The organism is Streptomyces capitiformicae, from assembly GCF_002214185.1.
GTDB classification, from domain to species: Bacteria; Actinomycetota; Actinomycetes; order Streptomycetales; family Streptomycetaceae; genus Streptomyces; species Streptomyces capitiformicae.
Window position 1 is genome coordinate 4,529,058 of record NZ_CP022161.1, and the last position, 15,583, is coordinate 4,544,640.

Below are 15,583 nucleotides of genomic sequence, written 5' to 3' on the forward strand. Positions count from 1 at the left end.
GGCCTGCGGATCAGCCGACCTTTTCGCCCCTCCGCTCAGTCGGCCTTGGTGTACGTCAGCGACTTGCCCGTCGTGTCGACGCGGCGCAGGGTTCCGTCGGGCAGGAGGGTGACCGTGGTGGCGGCGCCCGGGGTGCAGGAGGCGGCCGGTTCGCCGACGGTGACGGTCGAGGGGCCGATCCGGAGGGGGCCGCCGTCGGCCGGTTCCGCCGTCAGCGCCGCCTCGAACACGCAGTGGTAGGTGCCGCCCCCTTCGAGCGGCCCGTCGGCCGTGAGGGAGAGCACGGTGTCGCCGACCTCGCCCTGCTGGATGACGAGTTCACGGGTGTCCGCGGCGGCGGAGCCGTCCACGGTGGCGTTCCAGGTGCCGAGGAACCCCTCGGGGATCGCGCCCGCGCCGGGGGACTCGGTGGTGGGGTCCGGTGAGGTCGCCGGGTCGGACGGCTGCGGGGTCGTGGGGCCGGGGGTCTCGGGCGCGCTGGTCGCCGGCCCGTTCTTCGCGTCGTCCGCCGTGCCGCCGTTCTCACCCTGCTTCATCAGCGCGTACACCGAACCGCCCGCGCCGAGCGCCACGACCAGGGCGACGATGACGAGGAGGACGGTGGAGCGGTTGTTTCCGCGCGGGGGTTCGGGCTGAGCGCCGGGGACGTATACGGGGGCCGCTCCGTACGGCAAGGTCGAGCTGGGGCCGGGAGCGACTCCGGGCGCCTGGTCGTACGGCGCCTGACCGTACGGGCCCTGCGGCGCGCCCTGCGGATAGCCGTAACCGGCGGGGGGCTGGGGGAGTTGCTGCGGATGCTGCTGCGGGAAGCCGTACCCTGCGGGCCCGGGCGGGGCGGGTGGTGGCGGCGGGGAGTCCGCCCCCGCGATCTGCGTCGGCGCCCGGTCCAGCGGCGCCCCGCCGCCCGGCGGCAGTACGACTCCGCCATCGGGCGCGGCGGCGGCATGCTCGGGCGGGGCCTCCGGGCCGGTGTACGGCGACGGGTGCCCGGCGTACGGGGAGGCGGGGGCGCCGGGCGGGTACGCGGGCGGGGCCGACGGCGCGGCCGGGGCCCCGGCCGGAGTCGAGGGCGCGCCGGAGACCGGCCGCTTGGTGAGGTCGGGCGCCCCCGCCTGATCGGCCCCCGCCCGACCGCCCTCGGCCGGGCCTCCCGAAGCCGCCACGGCGGCCGGAGGCACAGCCGCACCCTCCGGCCTGCCCTCCCCTCCCGCCGCTCCCCCCGTCTCCTCCGGATCCTCCGTGTCGAGCAACCGCACCGCATGGCGCCCGAGTTGGGCCACCAGGGAGCTGGGCAGCCAGGGGTCGCGCGAGCGCCCCGCGAAGACCGTGTCCTCGGCTCCGGTCCGCTGCAGGATCTGCCCCAGCGTCGGCCGGGCGGCGGGGTCCTTGCGCAGACAGTCCCGTACGAGGTCGGCGATCCCCTCCGGCAGTCCCGTCAGGTCGGGTTCCTCCTGCGCGATGCGGAACATCAGCGCGTGCACACCGGAGTTGGCGGCGCCGAAGGGGAGGTTGCCGGTGGCGGCGTACGCGAGGATCGAGCCAAGACAGAAGACGTCGCACGCCGGGGTGATCCGGTCGCCCCGCACCTGCTCGGGGGCCATGAAGCCGGGCGAGCCGACGATCGCGCCGGTGCGGGTGAGCCCGCCGTCCGTGACGGTCTCCAGCGCCCGCACGATGCCGAAGTCGATGACGCGCGGCCCGTCGATGGTCACCAGCACATTGGACGGCTTGAGGTCGCGGTGGATGAGCCCGGCGGCGTGGATGTCCTCCAGCGCGTGGGCGAGCCCGGCGGCGAGGATCCGTACCGACCGCTCGGGCAGCGCACCGTGGTCCCGCCCGACCACGGCCTGGAGGGAAGGCCCGGCGACGTAACCGGTGGCCACCCACGGGATGCCGGCCTCGGTGTCCGCGTCCAGCACCGGCGCCGTCCAGTACCCGCCCACCTGCCGCGCGGCCTGCACCTCCTGCCGGAACCGGGCCCGGAACTCCTCCTGCTCGGCCAGTTCCTGCCGTACGAGCTTGACGGCGACGGTACGGCCGCGGTCGGACCGGGCCAGATACACGTTCCCCATCCCGCCGGCACCCAGCCGCGCGAGCAGCCGGTACGCCCCGATGCGCTGTGGATCCCCCGGCCCGAGCTTCTCCATGGCCGCCGTCCCCCGTCTTCCCGTACTCTCCCCCACTTGCACGCACTTGCGTGCACAACGGACTGATCGTAGTGCGGCTCCACGGGGAGGAGGGTGGAGCGGTGTCTACGGTTCCGTAACAGCGGCCGGGGGCGTCGGCCCCGACTCGGACGGCTGCGCGAACTCGTCCTCGGACGGCTGCGCGAACTCGTCCTCGGACGGCTGCGCGAGGTCGTCCAGCACCGCCGACAGCCGCTCCAGCACGCGTACGGTCTCCGCGAAGCCCTCCTCCCCCAGCGCCGCCGCGAGGCGGTCGGCGAGGGCCGCGTGGCCGGGGTCGATCCGGGCGATCGCGGCACGGCCGTCGGGGGTGGGGGTGAGGAGCTTGGCACGGCGGTGGGCCGGGTTCGGGACGTACTCGGCGAGCCCGCGCTCGACGAGGAGGTCGGCCACGCGCTGCACGCTCTGCCGGGTGATCCCCATGACCCGGGCGACCCCGGAGACGGACAGCGGCTCCCTCAGCACCGCGCCGAGGACCTGCCACCAGGCGGCGGTCAGCCCGGCCGGCCGCGCCAACTCATCGGCCACGGAGAGGAACTGGCCGTTGAGGCGGAAGACCCCGAGCGCGGTGCGGCTGAGCAGGTCCTGCCGCTCTTCGCTCACCTGGCCGCCCCTTCCAGTACGGCGTACGCCTCCGGGTCCGAGTCGTGGAACAGGCGGTACCAGGCGTCGAGGACCTCGCCCTCGTAGACCCCGAGGAGCCGGAAGACCTCGCGGGCGAAGGCGACGGGTTCCGTGGGACCGGCGGTGACGAGAAGGCCGGCTTTGTCGGTCACGGCGTCCGCGTCCACGTACCGCTCGCCGCCCCGGTAGCCGGTGGCCGCCAGATAGAAGGAGACCGCGCTGGTGTGGTCGCGGTCGTCCAGCAGCCCCTCCCGGGCGAGCCCGGCGGTGGCTCCGCAGATCGCGGCCACGGGCACACCGGCGTCGAGAAAGTCGCGCGCCTTGCGGGCGAAGGGGGCCAGGTCGTCGCCGGCGTCCCAGAGGTCGGCACCGGTGAGGATCAGCAGCGAGCTGTCCTCGGGCCGAAGGTCCGCGAGGGCGAGGTCGGGCTGGATACGTACGCCGGCGAGGGTCCGCACGGACGCCGGGCTCGGCGCGACCGTACGGATCTCATACCCGGCGCGGGCCAGCCAGGCGGTGGTGTGCCCGGTCTCCCAGTCGGCGTAGGTGTCGTAGACGGCGAGGTGGACGGGCTTGCGACCGTCGTTCATGACGTTCATGACGTTCATGACTCCTCCTGAGCTGCGTTCCCTGGAGCCCTCTATTGACAGTATGCTGCCACTTCGCCAGCATGCTGTCAATTGCAGCGGCCGGACGTTCCTCGCCCCCGCGGCCGTTGCTCGCGCAGTTCCCCGCCCCCCCCTGGAAGCACGGCCCTGCGGGCCGCTGAAAAGCACGGGCGCAGCCCTTCGCGGGGGCGACACACTGTCGCGTTCACGCCCCGACCGCAGACAGGACGCCGATTCCGGGCCCGCCCCGCGCACCCGTAGCCTCACCCTCATGACTCCTCAGCCGAATCCCCAGGTCGGAGCCGCGGTGAAGGCGGCGGACCGAGCCCATGTCTTCCACTCCTGGTCCGCGCAGGAACTCATCGACCCGCTCGCCGTCGCCGGCGCGGAGGGGTCGTACTTCTGGGACTACGACGGCAGGCGCTATCTCGACTTCACCAGTGGCCTCGTCTACACGAACATCGGCTACCAGCACCCGAAGGTCGTCGCCGCGATCCAGGAGCAGGCGGCGACGATGACGACGTTCGCGCCGGCGTTCGCGGTGGAGGCGCGCTCGGAGGCGGCCCGGCTGATCGCCGAACGGACACCGGGCGACCTGGACAAGGTCTTCTTCACCAACGGCGGGGCCGACGCGGTCGAGCACGCCGTCCGCATGGCCCGGCTGCACACCGGCCGCCCCAAGGTCCTCTCCGCGTACCGCTCGTACCACGGCGGCACCCAGCAGGCCGTCAACCTCACCGGCGACCCGCGCCGCTGGGCCTCCGACGCCGGTACGGCCGGAGTCGTGCACTTCTGGGCGCCCTTCCTCTACCGGTCCCGTTTCTACGCCGAGACGGAGGAACAGGAGTGCGCCCGCGCGCTGGAGCACCTCGAAACGACGATCGCCTTCGAGGGCCCGTCGACGATCGCCGCGATCATCCTGGAGACGATCCCCGGCACGGCGGGCATCATGGTCCCGCCGCCCGGCTATCTGGCAGGAGTCCGCGCCCTCTGCGACAAGTACGGCATCGTCTTCGTCCTCGACGAGGTCATGGCGGGCTTCGGCCGGACCGGTGAGTGGTTCGCGGCGGACCTCTTCGACGTGGTCCCCGACCTGATGACCTTCGCCAAGGGCGTGAACTCGGGTTACGTCCCGCTGGGTGGCGTCGCGATCTCCGGCGCCATCGCGGAGACGTTCGCCAGGCGACCGTACCCCGGCGGCCTGACGTACTCCGGGCACCCCCTGGCCTGCGCCGCCGCCGTGGCGACGATCAACGTGATGGCGGAGGAGGGCGTCGTGCAGAACGCGGCCGACCTCGGCGCGACGCTCATCGGCCCCACCCTGCGCGAACTCGCCGACCGCCACCCCTGCGTGGGCGAGGTCCGAGGCGTGGGCATGTTCTGGGCCCTGGACCTGGTGCAGAACAAGGAGACCCGCGAACCCCTCGTCCCCTACAACGCGTCCGGCGAGTCCAACACCCCCATGCTCGCCTTCGCCACCGCCGCCAAGGCCGCCGGTCTCTGGCCCTTCATCAACATGAACCGCACCCACGTCGTCCCGCCCTGCAACATCACGGAGGCCGAGGCGAAGGAGGGCTTGGCGGCCCTGGACGCGGCGCTGACGGTGGCGGACGAGTACACGCAGTGAGGGGAGGGGCCCGGCAGCCCCTTGGACGGGCGGGGCCCATAAGCCCTCGGTCATCGGCAGTTCCGTCTCGAAGATACGGCTCGACACTCCCCGTTCGAGGCGCACGGACGAGACGCAGCTGCCAATCGCCCGCCCGCGGACGGGCCGGCGGGCCCGGAGCGCGCAGCTCAGCGGCGACGAGTCCGCAGCCCCTCGGCCGGCAGGACCCCGTAGCCTCTCGGCATCGCGTGCCGCAGGGCCCGCGACCCGCACCCGTCACCAGCAGCCCTCACCAGCCACCCTCCCCCGAAATTCGTCGCGCGACCCCCGCGAAGCGCCTTACCCTGCCCCGATGCGGACGCGGATGATCATTCTCAACGGTGGTTCCAGCTCGGGGAAGTCCGGGATCGTACGGTGTCTGCAGGACGTGCTGCCGGAGCCGTGGCTGGCGTTCGGGTGCGACTCGTTCGTCGACGCCCTGCCCGCGAGGATGCAGGCGTCGGACGACGGTATCGGCATCGCGGCGGACGGCACGGTGACTATCGGGTCCGACTTCCGGGTGCTGGAGGCGGCCTGGACGGAGGGCGTCGTCGCGATGGCCCGCGCGGGCGCCAGGATCATCATCGACGATGTCTTCCTCGGCGGAACGGCGTCCCAGCGGCGCTGGCAGAAGGCCCTCGGCGACCTGCCCGTGCTGTGGGTCGGGGTCAAGTGCGAGCCCGGGGTCGCGGCGGGTCGCGAGATCGCCCGGGGAGACCGGGCCCGGGGCATGGCCGCCTCGCAGGCCGACCTCGTCCACAAGGGCGTGATCTACGACCTGGAGGTGGACACCACCCACGCCGAGTCCCTGGTGTGCGCGCGAACCATCGCCGCCCGCATCAGTCGACCGGCAAGGTGAACGAACGCGTTTCCTCGTGTGTGCCGTCGAACAGCGTCAGGCGGAGGGTGACCGAGCGGGCGTCCGCGTACGGGCCGGGCTGTACGGAGAGGGACCCTTCGGTGGCGGCGCCGTCGGCGGAGGGGCCGAAGGCGCCGCCGGAGTCGAGGTACTCGTTGCCGACGTCGTCGTCCGCCTCCAGGGCGAGGAAGACGTACGGGCCCTCGTCGTCGCCGTCGTCGGAGTCGGAGTCGGAGTCGGAGAGGGTCTGCGGGAGCGGGGGAGTGAGGCGGTAACGGAGCTCCATGCGCTCGGTCGTGACGGCGAAGCTCTCGATGCTCAGCTTGTGGCGCCCGCCCAGGACGGGGATGTTCTCCATGGGCTCCACGGGCTCCACGGGCTCCACGGGATCCATGGGCTCCATGGGACTCACCTCATCTCCCCCGCACCGTATGCCTGGTCAGACCGAGGGTACCTTGCAGGTGATCGTGCGGTAGGCGCCCTTCTTCGGGTAGCTGATGCTCTTGATCAGCCAGAAGAAGCTGATCTCGTCATTGGTCTTGATGGTGAAGTTGCGGCCCTTCCACTTCTTCCCCTTGCGCTGGTAGCCCTTGATGCTGGAGTGGAAGTCGTAGTTGCTCGCGCGGGTGTGGGGACCGTAGGGCGGGTTGATCTCGTAGCCGGAGACGAAGGCCTGCGGCATCGAGACCCTGACCAGGGAGCCGAGGTTCTTCCTGGCGCCGGCGGTCAGCTTGAAGCTCCAGGTGAGCCGGCCGTTGGGGAGCCGGGCGAACTTCACGTTGGAGACGGCGTGCTTGAAGGTCCCCTTGCACGCGGAGACCTTGGCCTTGGCGGCAACTGCCTCCTGCGCGGTGCCGGACTGGCTCGGGGCCGCGACGCCGGTACCGGCGAGACTGCCGAGGAACAGGGAGCCGAAGACAGCGAGGATCGTGGCCCTGCGTGTCGAGGTGCGGATGGTCACGCGTCGGTCCTTTCTCGGGGCGCGGGGTGAGCGGGTTGTCTGTATTCCCAACGAGAACCGTATGGTTGGGCAGCAAGAGGCGTAATTGTCTCTTCGGGCAGCGCCCCAAAGGGCAGTTGCCCCGATGGCCCGCGCCCAGGTGCGTACGCGGTCGCCAACAGCCGGAAGGCGGCCGTAAGGCGGCGGGCCCAAAACACCTTGCGCCGAAGCCGAACGCGTAAGGTGACACGCTCGTAAGACAACACAGAGACCACGCACAGCACGCACAGGGATGCGTACCCGTACGCGGATGGGGGACCCAGACCACGATGCCCGGCACCGGCACCGGCGGCGGCAATGGCGCCGTGACCCGTAGCACCCTGCGGCAGCAGCTCGCGGACGCGCTCCGTTACGAGGTGCTGGCCGGCAGACTCAAGCCGGGGCAGGAGTTCACGGTGAAGGAGATCGCCGAGCAGTACGGGGTGTCGGCGACGCCCGTGCGTGAGGCGCTCGTGGACCTGTCCGCGCAGGGGCTGCTGGACGCCGTGCAGCACCGGGGTTTCGAGGTCCACGAGTACTCGGCGGCCGACTACCGGTACATGGTCGAGGCCCGGCTGATGGTCACCGACGGCATGTTCCACCGGCTCGGCGACCGCAAGGTGGACCCCCGTACGGCCGCCGCTCTCGCCGGGGTGCGGCGGCGCGGCGAGGAGGCTCGGCGGGCGGCGACCTCCGGTGACCTGGACATCCTCATCGGCTACGACCTGCGGTTCTGGCGCGAGCTGACCACCCTGTTCGGCAACCCGTACCTCACCGACTTCCTGCACCGGCTGCGTCTGCAGTCCTGGGTGTGCGCGGTGCAGCGGCTGCGCCGGGCGGGCGATCTCCGGGGCCGGCTGTGGGCCGGCTACACCGATCTGGTCGACGCCCTGGGCCGTCAGGACGCGCGGACCGCGCGGGAGATCGTCGCCGGGTACGACGAACACTCGCTGACCCTGGTGGAACCCGGGGCGGGCGGCGGATGAGCGGCACGCCCGGGTCGTCGGTGAGCGTCGACCTCTCGGTGGTCATCCCCGCCTACAACGAGGAGCACCGCCTCGCCCCCACGCTCGACGCGATCATCGACCACCTCACCGCCACCCAGGCGGCCGCCACCTGGGAGATCATCGTCGTCGACGACGGCTCGACGGACGGTACGCGCGAGGTCGTCGCCGCCGTCACCGCCCGCGACGCGCGCGTCCAGCTCCTCACCGGCGGCCCCCGCAACCTGGGCAAGGGCCACGCCCTGCGGCTCGGCGTCCGCGCCTCGGGCGGCCGTCGTGTGCTGCTCACCGACGCCGATCTCGCCGCGCCCATCGATGAGTTGGAGCTGCTCGACAAGGCGCTCTCCGACGGGCACACGGCCGCGATCGGCTCGCGCGAGGCCCCCGGCGCGAGCATCGGGCGCCGACAGCACCGGCTGCGCGAGACGCTCGGCCGCGCCGGGAACTTATTGATACGCGGGTTCGCGGTGCCCGGCATCCGCGACACCCAGTGCGGCTTCAAGCTGCTCGACGGCGACAGCGCCCGCGAGGCCTTCGCCGCGTCCCGCCTCAACGGGTTCGGGATAGACGTGGAGATACTCCACCATTTCCGGCGCAACGACTGGCCCGTCGCCGAGGTGCCGATCCGCTGGTCGCATCAGCCCGGCTCGAAGATCCGGTGCCGTGACTACGCCCGCGTCCTGGGCGAACTCGCCGCCCTGAAGGCCCGCTCGGCCCGCCGCACCCTCCGCTCGACCCGTCCCGCCGACGCGTTCGCGGTCGTCGTCTTCCTCCTGATGTCGGTGACCCTCTACGCCGGCCGCTGGCTCGACCCGAACGGCCGCTACCTCCCGGACTCCCTCCAGGACCAGAACCAGTGGGAGTGGTTCTTCGCGGTCACGGCCGACAACGTCGTCCACCTGCAAAACCCCCTCTTCACCGACTTCCAGGGCTTCCCCGACGGCGTCAACCTGATGGCCAACACGGTCATGCTGGGCCTGTCGGTCCCCTTCACCCCGGTCACGCTCGCCCTCGGCCCCTCGATCAGCCTCGCCCTGGCGATGACCCTGGGCCTGGCCGCCACGGCCGCCGCCTGGTACTGGCTGCTGGTCAAGAGAGTCGTACGGCATCGGGGCGCGGCCTTCGCCGGAGCGGCCCTCGCCGCCTTCGCGCCCCCGATGGTCAGCCACGCCAACGCGCACCCGAACTTCATCGTCCTGTTCATGATCCCGCTGATCGTGGACCGGGCGCTACGCCTGTGCACGAACACCAGAACCGTAGGGGACGGTGTCGTCCTCGGCCTGATGGCGGCGTACCAGATCTTCCTCGGCGAGGAGCCCCTCCTCCTCGCCGCGATGGGCATGCTGCTGTTCGCCGTCGCGTACGGGCTCGTGCGGCGGGACATGGCCCAGTACGCCTGGCGGCCGCTGCTGAAAGGGCTCGGCATCGCCGCCCTCGTCGCTCTCCCCCTGGTCGGTTTCCCGCTCTCCTGGCAGTTCTTCGGCCCGCAGAGCTACACGAGCATCGGCCATGGCGACCACGCCGGCAACAGCCCGCTCGCCCTCCTCTCCTTCGCCGAACGCTCCCTCCTCGCGGGCGACCGCGAACGCGCCGACGCGCTCTCCCTCAACCCGACCGAGCAGAACGCCTTCTACGGCTGGCCGCTGGTCCTCCTGGCCCTCGGCATCGTCGTACGCCTCTGGGAACGCCCGTTGGTGAAGGCGCTGGCCTTCACGGCGCTGGCCTCGGCGGTCCTCTCCCTGGGCCCGAGGATCCGCCTCCCCCAGACGGACCTGATCCTTCCCGGCCCCTGGGCCCTGCTCGCCGAGAAACCCCTCTTCGAGTCGGTCATCGAGGGCCGCGTGGCGATGATCTGCGCCCCGGTGCTGGGCATGCTCGTCGCCCTCGCCTGGGAACGCCTGGCGGCGGTGCAGGGCATCGGCACCCCGTACATCGGCTTCATGGCGATCGCCCTCGCGCTGCTGCCGATCGTCCCGGCCCCGCTGAGGTCGGTGGAGCGGCCCGAGGTCCCGGCGTTCATCGCGGACGGCACCTGGAAGTCGTACGTCGACACCGGGGCCGGCGAGACCCTGGTCCCCGTTCCGCTGCCGGACCCCGGCAACGCGGAGGCGCTGCACTGGCAGACCACCGCCGACTTCGGCTTCCGGATGCCCGGCGGCTACTTCAACGGCCCCTATGGCAAGGACCGCACCGGCATCTACGGCGCCGCCCCCCGGCACACCTCCCACCTCCTGCGTGACGTCCGCTACAGCGGCCGGCTTCCGGTGATCGGCGAGAACTGGCAGGCGCAGGCCCGCCGGGACTTCGCGTACTGGCGGGCGGGCGCGCTGGTCCTGGTCCCGCAGTTGTACGACGAGCAGTTGCGGGAGACGGTGGACAAGCTGGTCGGGCGCCCCGGTAAGTGGGTGGGCGGTGTATGGGTATGGGACCTGCACGAGGGGGACTGAAAGCCGCGCCCAGCGACTACGCTTCCCTGACCACGATGTGAGTGAGGAGCTCTCTTTTGGCCTGTGACCTCTGGTTGGTCCCGCTCGTCGACGTGTTGTGCCACACGCCCGACAATCCCTTCGCCGAGGAACTCGCGCTCTACAACAAGCTGCTGGGCGAGGCCGGGCTGCCGCCGGTGCCGGTGTTCCAGTACATGCCGGGGCTGACCGGGGACGTCGCCCCGGTCGCGGGTTTCGACTACGACGCGCTGCACTTCCTGCGCCGGGCGTATCTGCTCCAGGTGTGCGGCCTGGCGGTGACCCCGGTGGACGAGTTGGGCGGCGACTACGAGCAACTCCTGGAGATGTTCGAGACGACGGCCCAGCAGTCGCACCTGGTCTGGCACTACGACCACGCGGGCGCCTATGTCCCGGTCGACTTCCCGCAGCCCCTCTCCGACGACGAACTCCTCGCCGGCGGCGGCCCCCTCGGCTCCTCCCAGGCCCTCCTCCGTGAACTGGAGTTCGTGGCCCCGTCCATCGGCATCGACCCGGCGAACCCCCCGGCTCCTCCCGAAGCCCCCCTCCTCCCCACGGACTTGGAGGAACCAGCCGTCCCCGCCCCCTACGACCCCAGCCCCTTCGCCCGCGAACGCCACGTCTGGCTGGGCCTCCACGCGGCAGCGACCCGAAGCCTGGCCCAGGGGTCGATGATCGTGTTCAGCTGAGGGGTCAGCGGCCCAGCACCGAGAGGCCCTCCGGAAGATCCTCCGCGTTCATGGCCGGGGCGCAGGGCTGGACCATCACGGTGAGCCAGGGAGCAATCGGCTCGGCCGCCGTCACCGGTACCCGTGAGACGGAGAGGCGGCGCTGCATCTGGACAGGCGTCGTCTTCTCCGCCGAAGCCGAACTGCTCACCTTCCCCGCCCGACACGACCCGACCCGGTCGGATCCCGGCTGCGAAGCCCCTCCGGGGCCCTCACGCTCGGCATCGGCAGGTTACCGCCGCGCGCCCTTGCTCCCTGACTACCGTTCCTGTGGACTGAGTGGGAGTGAGTCCGCTCAGCCGCGCGCCCCGAACGGTCTTGGACGCTCCCCCAGACTTCGTCCGGGGGGACCCCCAGGTCCCCGGCGTACTCGACCCCGGGGCAGCGACACGGATCCTGTGCGTGGTCCGATCCCGGGAGGCCCCCGCGGCCGGAGGCCGCTGATGAACGCTGCCCTCACGACCTGGCCATGTGGGTACGGCCAGAGGCGACGGGGAGGCCCCGAACCATCACTCCGGTGGAGCGGGGGCCCCGCACGCCAGCGCCGTGCCCGGCGTCCCAGATCGCACGATCACCGTGGCCCGAACGGCCCAGGACGCCGCAAGCCCAGAAGCCGACCATCACACGATCGCGTCAAACCGCCTTCGTATGCGCTCCCCGGCGAGCAGCTGACAACCCAAGCATGAGCACCTACCGTCTCCCCCGTCAGGCTCGGAGCCGGCCGTGTGGCCATCGAGGCCTCGGGCGACGGGGAGACGATCGTCCCGCAGATGTACGGCCTCGGCGGTGAGCTGTGCCCGCCGGCGCGTGCCGTCGGCTGAATTCCAGGTCGAACGAGCCCTCAGCCGCTTGAGCCTGGGCGCTCACGGCGCCATTGCGGCCGGAACGAGCCCCGGGGTGGCCCGATGCCCGGTTGTTCTGCGTATCGATACGGATACAATCTGTAGTAGCTGAACGTGCAACCAAATGGACTGGGGGCTGAAGATGACTCGCGCATGGGAGGCCGATCCCTCCGCGTTATTCGAGCGGCGGCTGGGCAAGTCGGCCAAGGAGCTGGGCAATTCGGACGGCCGGGACGACTGCCCTGACATCTGGCAGCTCGACAACGGCGACATCGCGGTCATCGGCAGAGACCTCACGATTGCCTACGGCTCCCGCCTTCCCGACGGCGTGACTCTCGCGCCGGACGAGCGGCTGGTGGTCATTCCCGGAAGCATGCTCAGCGCAGCGAAGGCGGACATCCCCGATGCTTGACCTCCTTCCCCCGGTTCTCGTACCGGAGCACGGCGAACGGCTCACCCGCGACGCCTACAAGCGTGACTTCGGAGAACGTGACGCGGCGATCCGGGACGCGGACTCCTGGAAGTTGGAGCGACTTCAGCACTTCGAAGAGGAGGGCAGCCCCAGCCGTGACGCCCTGCGCCGAGGGGAGTGGGCGACAGCGCTGCGGCTGCTCGAGGACCGGCGCGACGCCCTGCTCGCCACCGCCCGGGAGGACACCCGCAAGGGCCATCGCTTTCACCGTGTGCGGGTGGTCGAGAAGCCGTTGTCGCCGTACCTGCAATGGGAGTTGCACTCCCATCGCCAGCGCGCCGAGTACGGAGAGCGGATTCGCGTGGTCGGCGCCGAGCAGGTGGCTTCGGTGGAGCGCGCAGGCCGACTGCCGGAAATCGTTGTCCTCGGCGGCGACACCCTCTTCCAGGTCCTCTACTCCAAAGCCGGCGCCACCCTCGGCTCGGTCCGCTACACCGACGATGATCTGGTCGGCAGCTGGGAGAACTACATCAGAAGGCTCTACGAGGCGGGGGAAGACGTGAGGTCCTACTTCGAGCGCGAGGTGGCGCATCTGCCGCCGCCCAGGACCCTGTGATCCACCACAGCCCCGGAGCAGCCGCGGAGGAGGACGGAGCAAGCGATCACCGTGTCCAGCGCCGACGATGACAAGCGCCCAGGCAGCACGCACTCCGAAATAACGGGTACGTCCTCCCGCGACGTCGTACAGGCCAGGGACATCGCGGGAGGGATTCACTTCCACGAACAGGCGGTACCGGACCGCGGCTCCGCAGCCCCCACACCACGGCAGCTCCCCGCCGACGTGCGCGGTTTCGTCAACCGGACCGAGGAGCTCCACCAGCTGAACGCGGTACTGACCGGCGAGAGCGACGATCCTCTCGTCGTCTCGGTCTACGTGATCGCCGGCACCGCCGGCGCCGGCAAGACCTCGCTGGCGCTGCGCTGGGCCCACCAGGTCCGCGACCGCTTTCCCGACGGCCAGCTCTACGTCAATCTGCGGGGCTACGATCCGGGGCGACCGGTCACCGCGCAGGAGGCCCTGCACCGCTTCCTGACCTCGCTGGGGGTCCGCGCGCAGTCCGTACCGCAGGACCTCGACGCGGCCGCCGCGCTCTACCGCTCACTGCTGGCGGATCGCCGGATCCTGGTCGTCCTCGACAACGCTGCCACGGTGGCCCAGGTCCGTCCGCTGCTGCCCGGCGGCGCGAGTTCGCTGGCCGTGGTCACCAGCCGCAGCCGGTTGTCCGGCCTCGCCGTCCGGGACGGAGCACGTCGGCTCACCCTGGGAACACTGCCGGAGCGCGAGGCCATCGCGCTGCTGCGAGCCGTGACCGCCGGATATCGGCCGCAGGACGACGAGCGGCAACTCGCCGAGCTGGCCCAGCTGTGCGCGCGGCTGCCCCTGGCCCTGCGCATCGCCGCCGAGCGGGCCGCCAGCCACCCCCACATGCGGCTGCAGGACCTGACGGCCGATCTGCGGGACGAATCCGCCCTGTGGGACGCCCTGAGTACGGGTGACGACGACGAGGCCGAGGCGGTCCGCACCGTCTTCGCCTGGTCCTACCGCGCCCTGCCCGACCAGGCCGCCTGGCTCTTCCGTCTGCTGGGCCTGCATCCCGGGCCCGAGTTCAGCCTGGCTGCCGCCGCGGCCCTCGCCGGAGTCACGATGATCCGGGCCCGCCAGTTGCTGGACTCCTTGGTCGGAGCTCACTTGCTGGAACAGACCGCCCCGGACCGATACCAGTTTCACGACCTGCTACGCGCTTACTCCCTTGACCAGGCCCAGCACGAGGAGCCCGAGGAAGGCCGAAGAGCCGCGCTGCGCCGCGTCCTGGAGTGGTATCTCCACACGGCCGACGCGGCCCAGAGCTGGATCAGCCCTGACGAGGACCGCCTGAACCTCGCATCGCCTCCGGAGGGAGTGCGCCCCTTCTCCTTCGCCGACTACGACGCCGCAGTGGACTGGGCCGAGCGTGAACACACCAACCTGTTGCAGGCGGTCCGTACGGCGGCCGCAGCCGAGGACGACCGGCTCGCCTGGCAGCTGTGCGCCGCCCTCTGGCACGCGCAGTTCCCCTCCGCGGCGGGCGCCGACTGGCTGGGCGTGGGCCGTGTCGGACTGGAAGCGGCGGGCCGGGCCGGCGACCGTGCGGGGCAGGCTCTCCTGTTCACGAACCTCGGTATGGCCCACTCACGGGTCAACCAGTTGGCCGAGAGTCTCGAATGCCACCGGAACGCGCTGGAGCTCTGGAACGAACTGGGCAACCGCCTCAACACGGCGCACTCGCTCAACCTGATCGGGCTGAACCACCTCCACCGCAGGCGACTCGACACCGCCGCCCACCACTTCGAGCAGGCCATCGCCGTCTTCGAGGAACAGGGCTCGGCCCACTGGGCCGCCACCGCGCTGTCCAACCTCGCGACCACCCACTACAGAGCCGGACGCCTTTCACAAGCCGCGACAGCCTTCGAGCAGGCGCTGGGAGCACACCGCGCCCTGGACAACAAGCGCGGCGAGGGCAACATCCTGCGCCTGCTGAGCGGACTACAGCGTGAACAGGGCGATGTCGAGGGAGCGCTGATCTCGGCCCAGCTGGCCGTCGACATCGCCCTCGGCCTCCGCAACCTCCGCCTGGAGGCCTACTGGCTGCTCGCCCTCGGCGACGCCCAGCGGGCCGACGGCCGGTTGACCGACGCCCTGACCTCCTACCAGCGCTCCGCCACACTCGAACTCCACCTCGGCGACCGCAGCAAACAGGCCCTCGCGTGGCACCGTACGGGCGAGGTCTACCGCCGGCTCGACCGCCACTCGGAGGCCGCCGACTTCCACCGCCAGGCCGCCACCACCCACCACGAACTCGGCGACGCCTGGCACGAGGCCCTGGCCCTCGACGGCCTGGGCTCGGCCTTGCTCGACGAGGACCCTCAGGCAACCCGCAGGCACTGGGCAGAGGCACTGAGACTGCTGGCCGACTTCGACGACCCACGCGCGACGACTGCACGCGACAGCCTCGAACGCCGGTTGGCGGAGGCCGGCTGAGTCGGCCGGGAGGTCAGACATGCGGGTCGGGATCGGGTGTGATCTGCCAGATGGAGACGAGTTCCGAGCGCGGCGTGATCATGTAGACGAAGAAGCCGCCGCTCACGAACGCGTGCTTCGCCCTCTCGTCGGCGTCCTGGTACCCAGGCCCG

Annotated in this window: 14 protein-coding genes; 8 read left to right on the forward strand and 6 right to left on the reverse strand. The window is 71.3% G+C overall.

The window, feature by feature from the left end:
• Positions 1–35 precede the first annotated feature (35 nt).
• The 3 genes from CES90_RS20135 to CES90_RS20145 all read right to left on the reverse strand — a co-directional run bounded on the left by CES90_RS20135 (position 36) and on the right by CES90_RS20145 (position 3,409).
• The gene (locus tag CES90_RS20135) at positions 36–2,147 is read right to left on the reverse strand and encodes a serine/threonine-protein kinase (protein ID WP_189786118.1); all 2,112 of its coding nucleotides are present in this window, start codon (positions 2,145–2,147) and stop codon (positions 36–38) included.
• A 105-nt stretch (positions 2,148–2,252) separates the two neighbouring features.
• The gene (locus CES90_RS20140; RefSeq protein ID WP_189786119.1) at positions 2,253–2,789 is read right to left on the reverse strand and encodes a MarR family winged helix-turn-helix transcriptional regulator; all 537 of its coding nucleotides are present in this window, start codon (positions 2,787–2,789) and stop codon (positions 2,253–2,255) included.
• Complete coding sequence (locus CES90_RS20145) at positions 2,786–3,409, reverse strand: DJ-1/PfpI family protein (RefSeq protein ID WP_373313532.1); 624 nt, start codon at positions 3,407–3,409, stop codon at positions 2,786–2,788. Before CES90_RS20145 ends, CES90_RS20140 begins: the two co-directional genes overlap by 4 nt.
• A 280-nt stretch (positions 3,410–3,689) precedes the next feature.
• On the opposite strand from CES90_RS20145, the gene CES90_RS20150 reads away from it, so the two are divergent.
• Entirely contained in the window at positions 3,690–5,045 is a 1,356-nt protein-coding gene (locus tag CES90_RS20150; protein ID WP_189786120.1) for an aspartate aminotransferase family protein, read from the forward strand.
• Between the two features lie 331 nt (positions 5,046–5,376).
• Positions 5,377–5,922: a chloramphenicol phosphotransferase CPT gene (cpt, locus tag CES90_RS20155; protein ID WP_189786121.1), complete on the forward strand. Its 546-nt coding sequence runs from the start codon at positions 5,377–5,379 to the stop codon at positions 5,920–5,922.
• Here the strand turns inward: cpt and CES90_RS20160 are convergent.
• Both CES90_RS20160 and CES90_RS20165 read right to left on the reverse strand, forming a co-directional pair.
• Positions 5,903–6,325: a hypothetical protein gene (locus CES90_RS20160; RefSeq protein WP_189786122.1), complete on the reverse strand. Its 423-nt coding sequence runs from the start codon at positions 6,323–6,325 to the stop codon at positions 5,903–5,905. The two genes, cpt and CES90_RS20160, sit on opposite strands and share 20 nt — an antisense overlap.
• Before the next feature lie 36 nt (positions 6,326–6,361).
• Positions 6,362–6,883, reverse strand: a complete 522-nt coding sequence (locus CES90_RS20165) for a hypothetical protein (protein ID WP_189786123.1) — start codon at positions 6,881–6,883, stop codon at positions 6,362–6,364.
• Positions 6,884–7,191: 308 nt separating this feature from the next.
• Between CES90_RS20165 and CES90_RS20170 the strand changes: the two genes are divergently transcribed.
• From CES90_RS20170 to CES90_RS20180, 3 genes are read left to right on the forward strand one after another with little or no spacing between them, the layout of a single operon-like run.
• Positions 7,192–7,887, forward strand: a complete 696-nt coding sequence (locus CES90_RS20170; RefSeq protein WP_189786124.1) for a GntR family transcriptional regulator — start codon at positions 7,192–7,194, stop codon at positions 7,885–7,887.
• Entirely contained in the window at positions 7,884–10,352 is a 2,469-nt protein-coding gene (locus CES90_RS20175) for a dolichyl-phosphate beta-glucosyltransferase (RefSeq protein ID WP_189786125.1), read from the forward strand. The genes CES90_RS20170 and CES90_RS20175 overlap by 4 nt, the downstream gene beginning before the upstream one ends.
• A 56-nt stretch (positions 10,353–10,408) precedes the next feature.
• Positions 10,409–11,059, forward strand: coding sequence for a hypothetical protein (locus CES90_RS20180; protein WP_189786126.1), 651 nt, complete (start codon positions 10,409–10,411; stop codon positions 11,057–11,059).
• Positions 11,060–11,063: 4 nt separating this feature from the next.
• On the opposite strand, the gene CES90_RS20185 is transcribed toward CES90_RS20180, so the two are convergent.
• A complete protein-coding gene (locus CES90_RS20185) occupies positions 11,064–11,249 on the reverse strand; it encodes a hypothetical protein (RefSeq protein WP_189786127.1) in 186 nt (61 codons plus the stop codon).
• Positions 11,250–12,082: 833 nt separating this feature from the next.
• On the opposite strand from CES90_RS20185, the gene CES90_RS20190 reads away from it, so the two are divergent.
• The 3 genes from CES90_RS20190 to CES90_RS20200 are packed head-to-tail and all read left to right on the forward strand — an operon-like array spanning position 12,083 to position 15,431.
• A complete protein-coding gene (locus CES90_RS20190; RefSeq protein ID WP_189786185.1) occupies positions 12,083–12,352 on the forward strand; it encodes a hypothetical protein in 270 nt (89 codons plus the stop codon).
• Complete coding sequence (locus tag CES90_RS20195; protein ID WP_189786128.1) at positions 12,345–12,968, forward strand: DUF6879 family protein; 624 nt, start codon at positions 12,345–12,347, stop codon at positions 12,966–12,968. Before CES90_RS20190 ends, CES90_RS20195 begins: the two co-directional genes overlap by 8 nt.
• A gap of 51 nt (positions 12,969–13,019) precedes the next feature.
• Positions 13,020–15,431, forward strand: a complete 2,412-nt coding sequence (locus CES90_RS20200) for an ATP-binding protein (RefSeq protein WP_308437901.1) — start codon at positions 13,020–13,022, stop codon at positions 15,429–15,431.
• The last annotated feature ends 152 nt before the right edge of the window (positions 15,432–15,583 follow it).

Excerpts from the sequence above, each read along its gene's own strand:
- cpt (WP_189786121.1), top strand. The coding sequence starts at position 5,377 with ATGCGGACGCGGATGATCATTCTCAACGGTGGTTCCAGCTCGGGGAAG.
- CES90_RS20195 (WP_189786128.1), top strand. The coding sequence starts at position 12,345 with ATGCTTGACCTCCTTCCCCCGGTTCTCGTACCGGAGCACGGCGAACGG.
- CES90_RS20135 (WP_189786118.1), bottom strand. The coding sequence starts at position 2,147 with ATGGAGAAGCTCGGGCCGGGGGATCCACAGCGCATCGGGGCGTACCGG.
- CES90_RS20160 (WP_189786122.1), bottom strand. The coding sequence starts at position 6,325 with ATGGAGCCCATGGATCCCGTGGAGCCCGTGGAGCCCGTGGAGCCCATG.
- CES90_RS20170 (WP_189786124.1), top strand. The coding sequence starts at position 7,192 with ATGCCCGGCACCGGCACCGGCGGCGGCAATGGCGCCGTGACCCGTAGC.
- CES90_RS20145 (WP_373313532.1), bottom strand. The coding sequence starts at position 3,409 with ATGAACGTCATGAACGACGGTCGCAAGCCCGTCCACCTCGCCGTCTAC.
- CES90_RS20150 (WP_189786120.1), top strand. The coding sequence starts at position 3,690 with ATGACTCCTCAGCCGAATCCCCAGGTCGGAGCCGCGGTGAAGGCGGCG.
- CES90_RS20175 (WP_189786125.1), top strand. The coding sequence starts at position 7,884 with ATGAGCGGCACGCCCGGGTCGTCGGTGAGCGTCGACCTCTCGGTGGTC.
- CES90_RS20190 (WP_189786185.1), top strand. The coding sequence starts at position 12,083 with ATGACTCGCGCATGGGAGGCCGATCCCTCCGCGTTATTCGAGCGGCGG.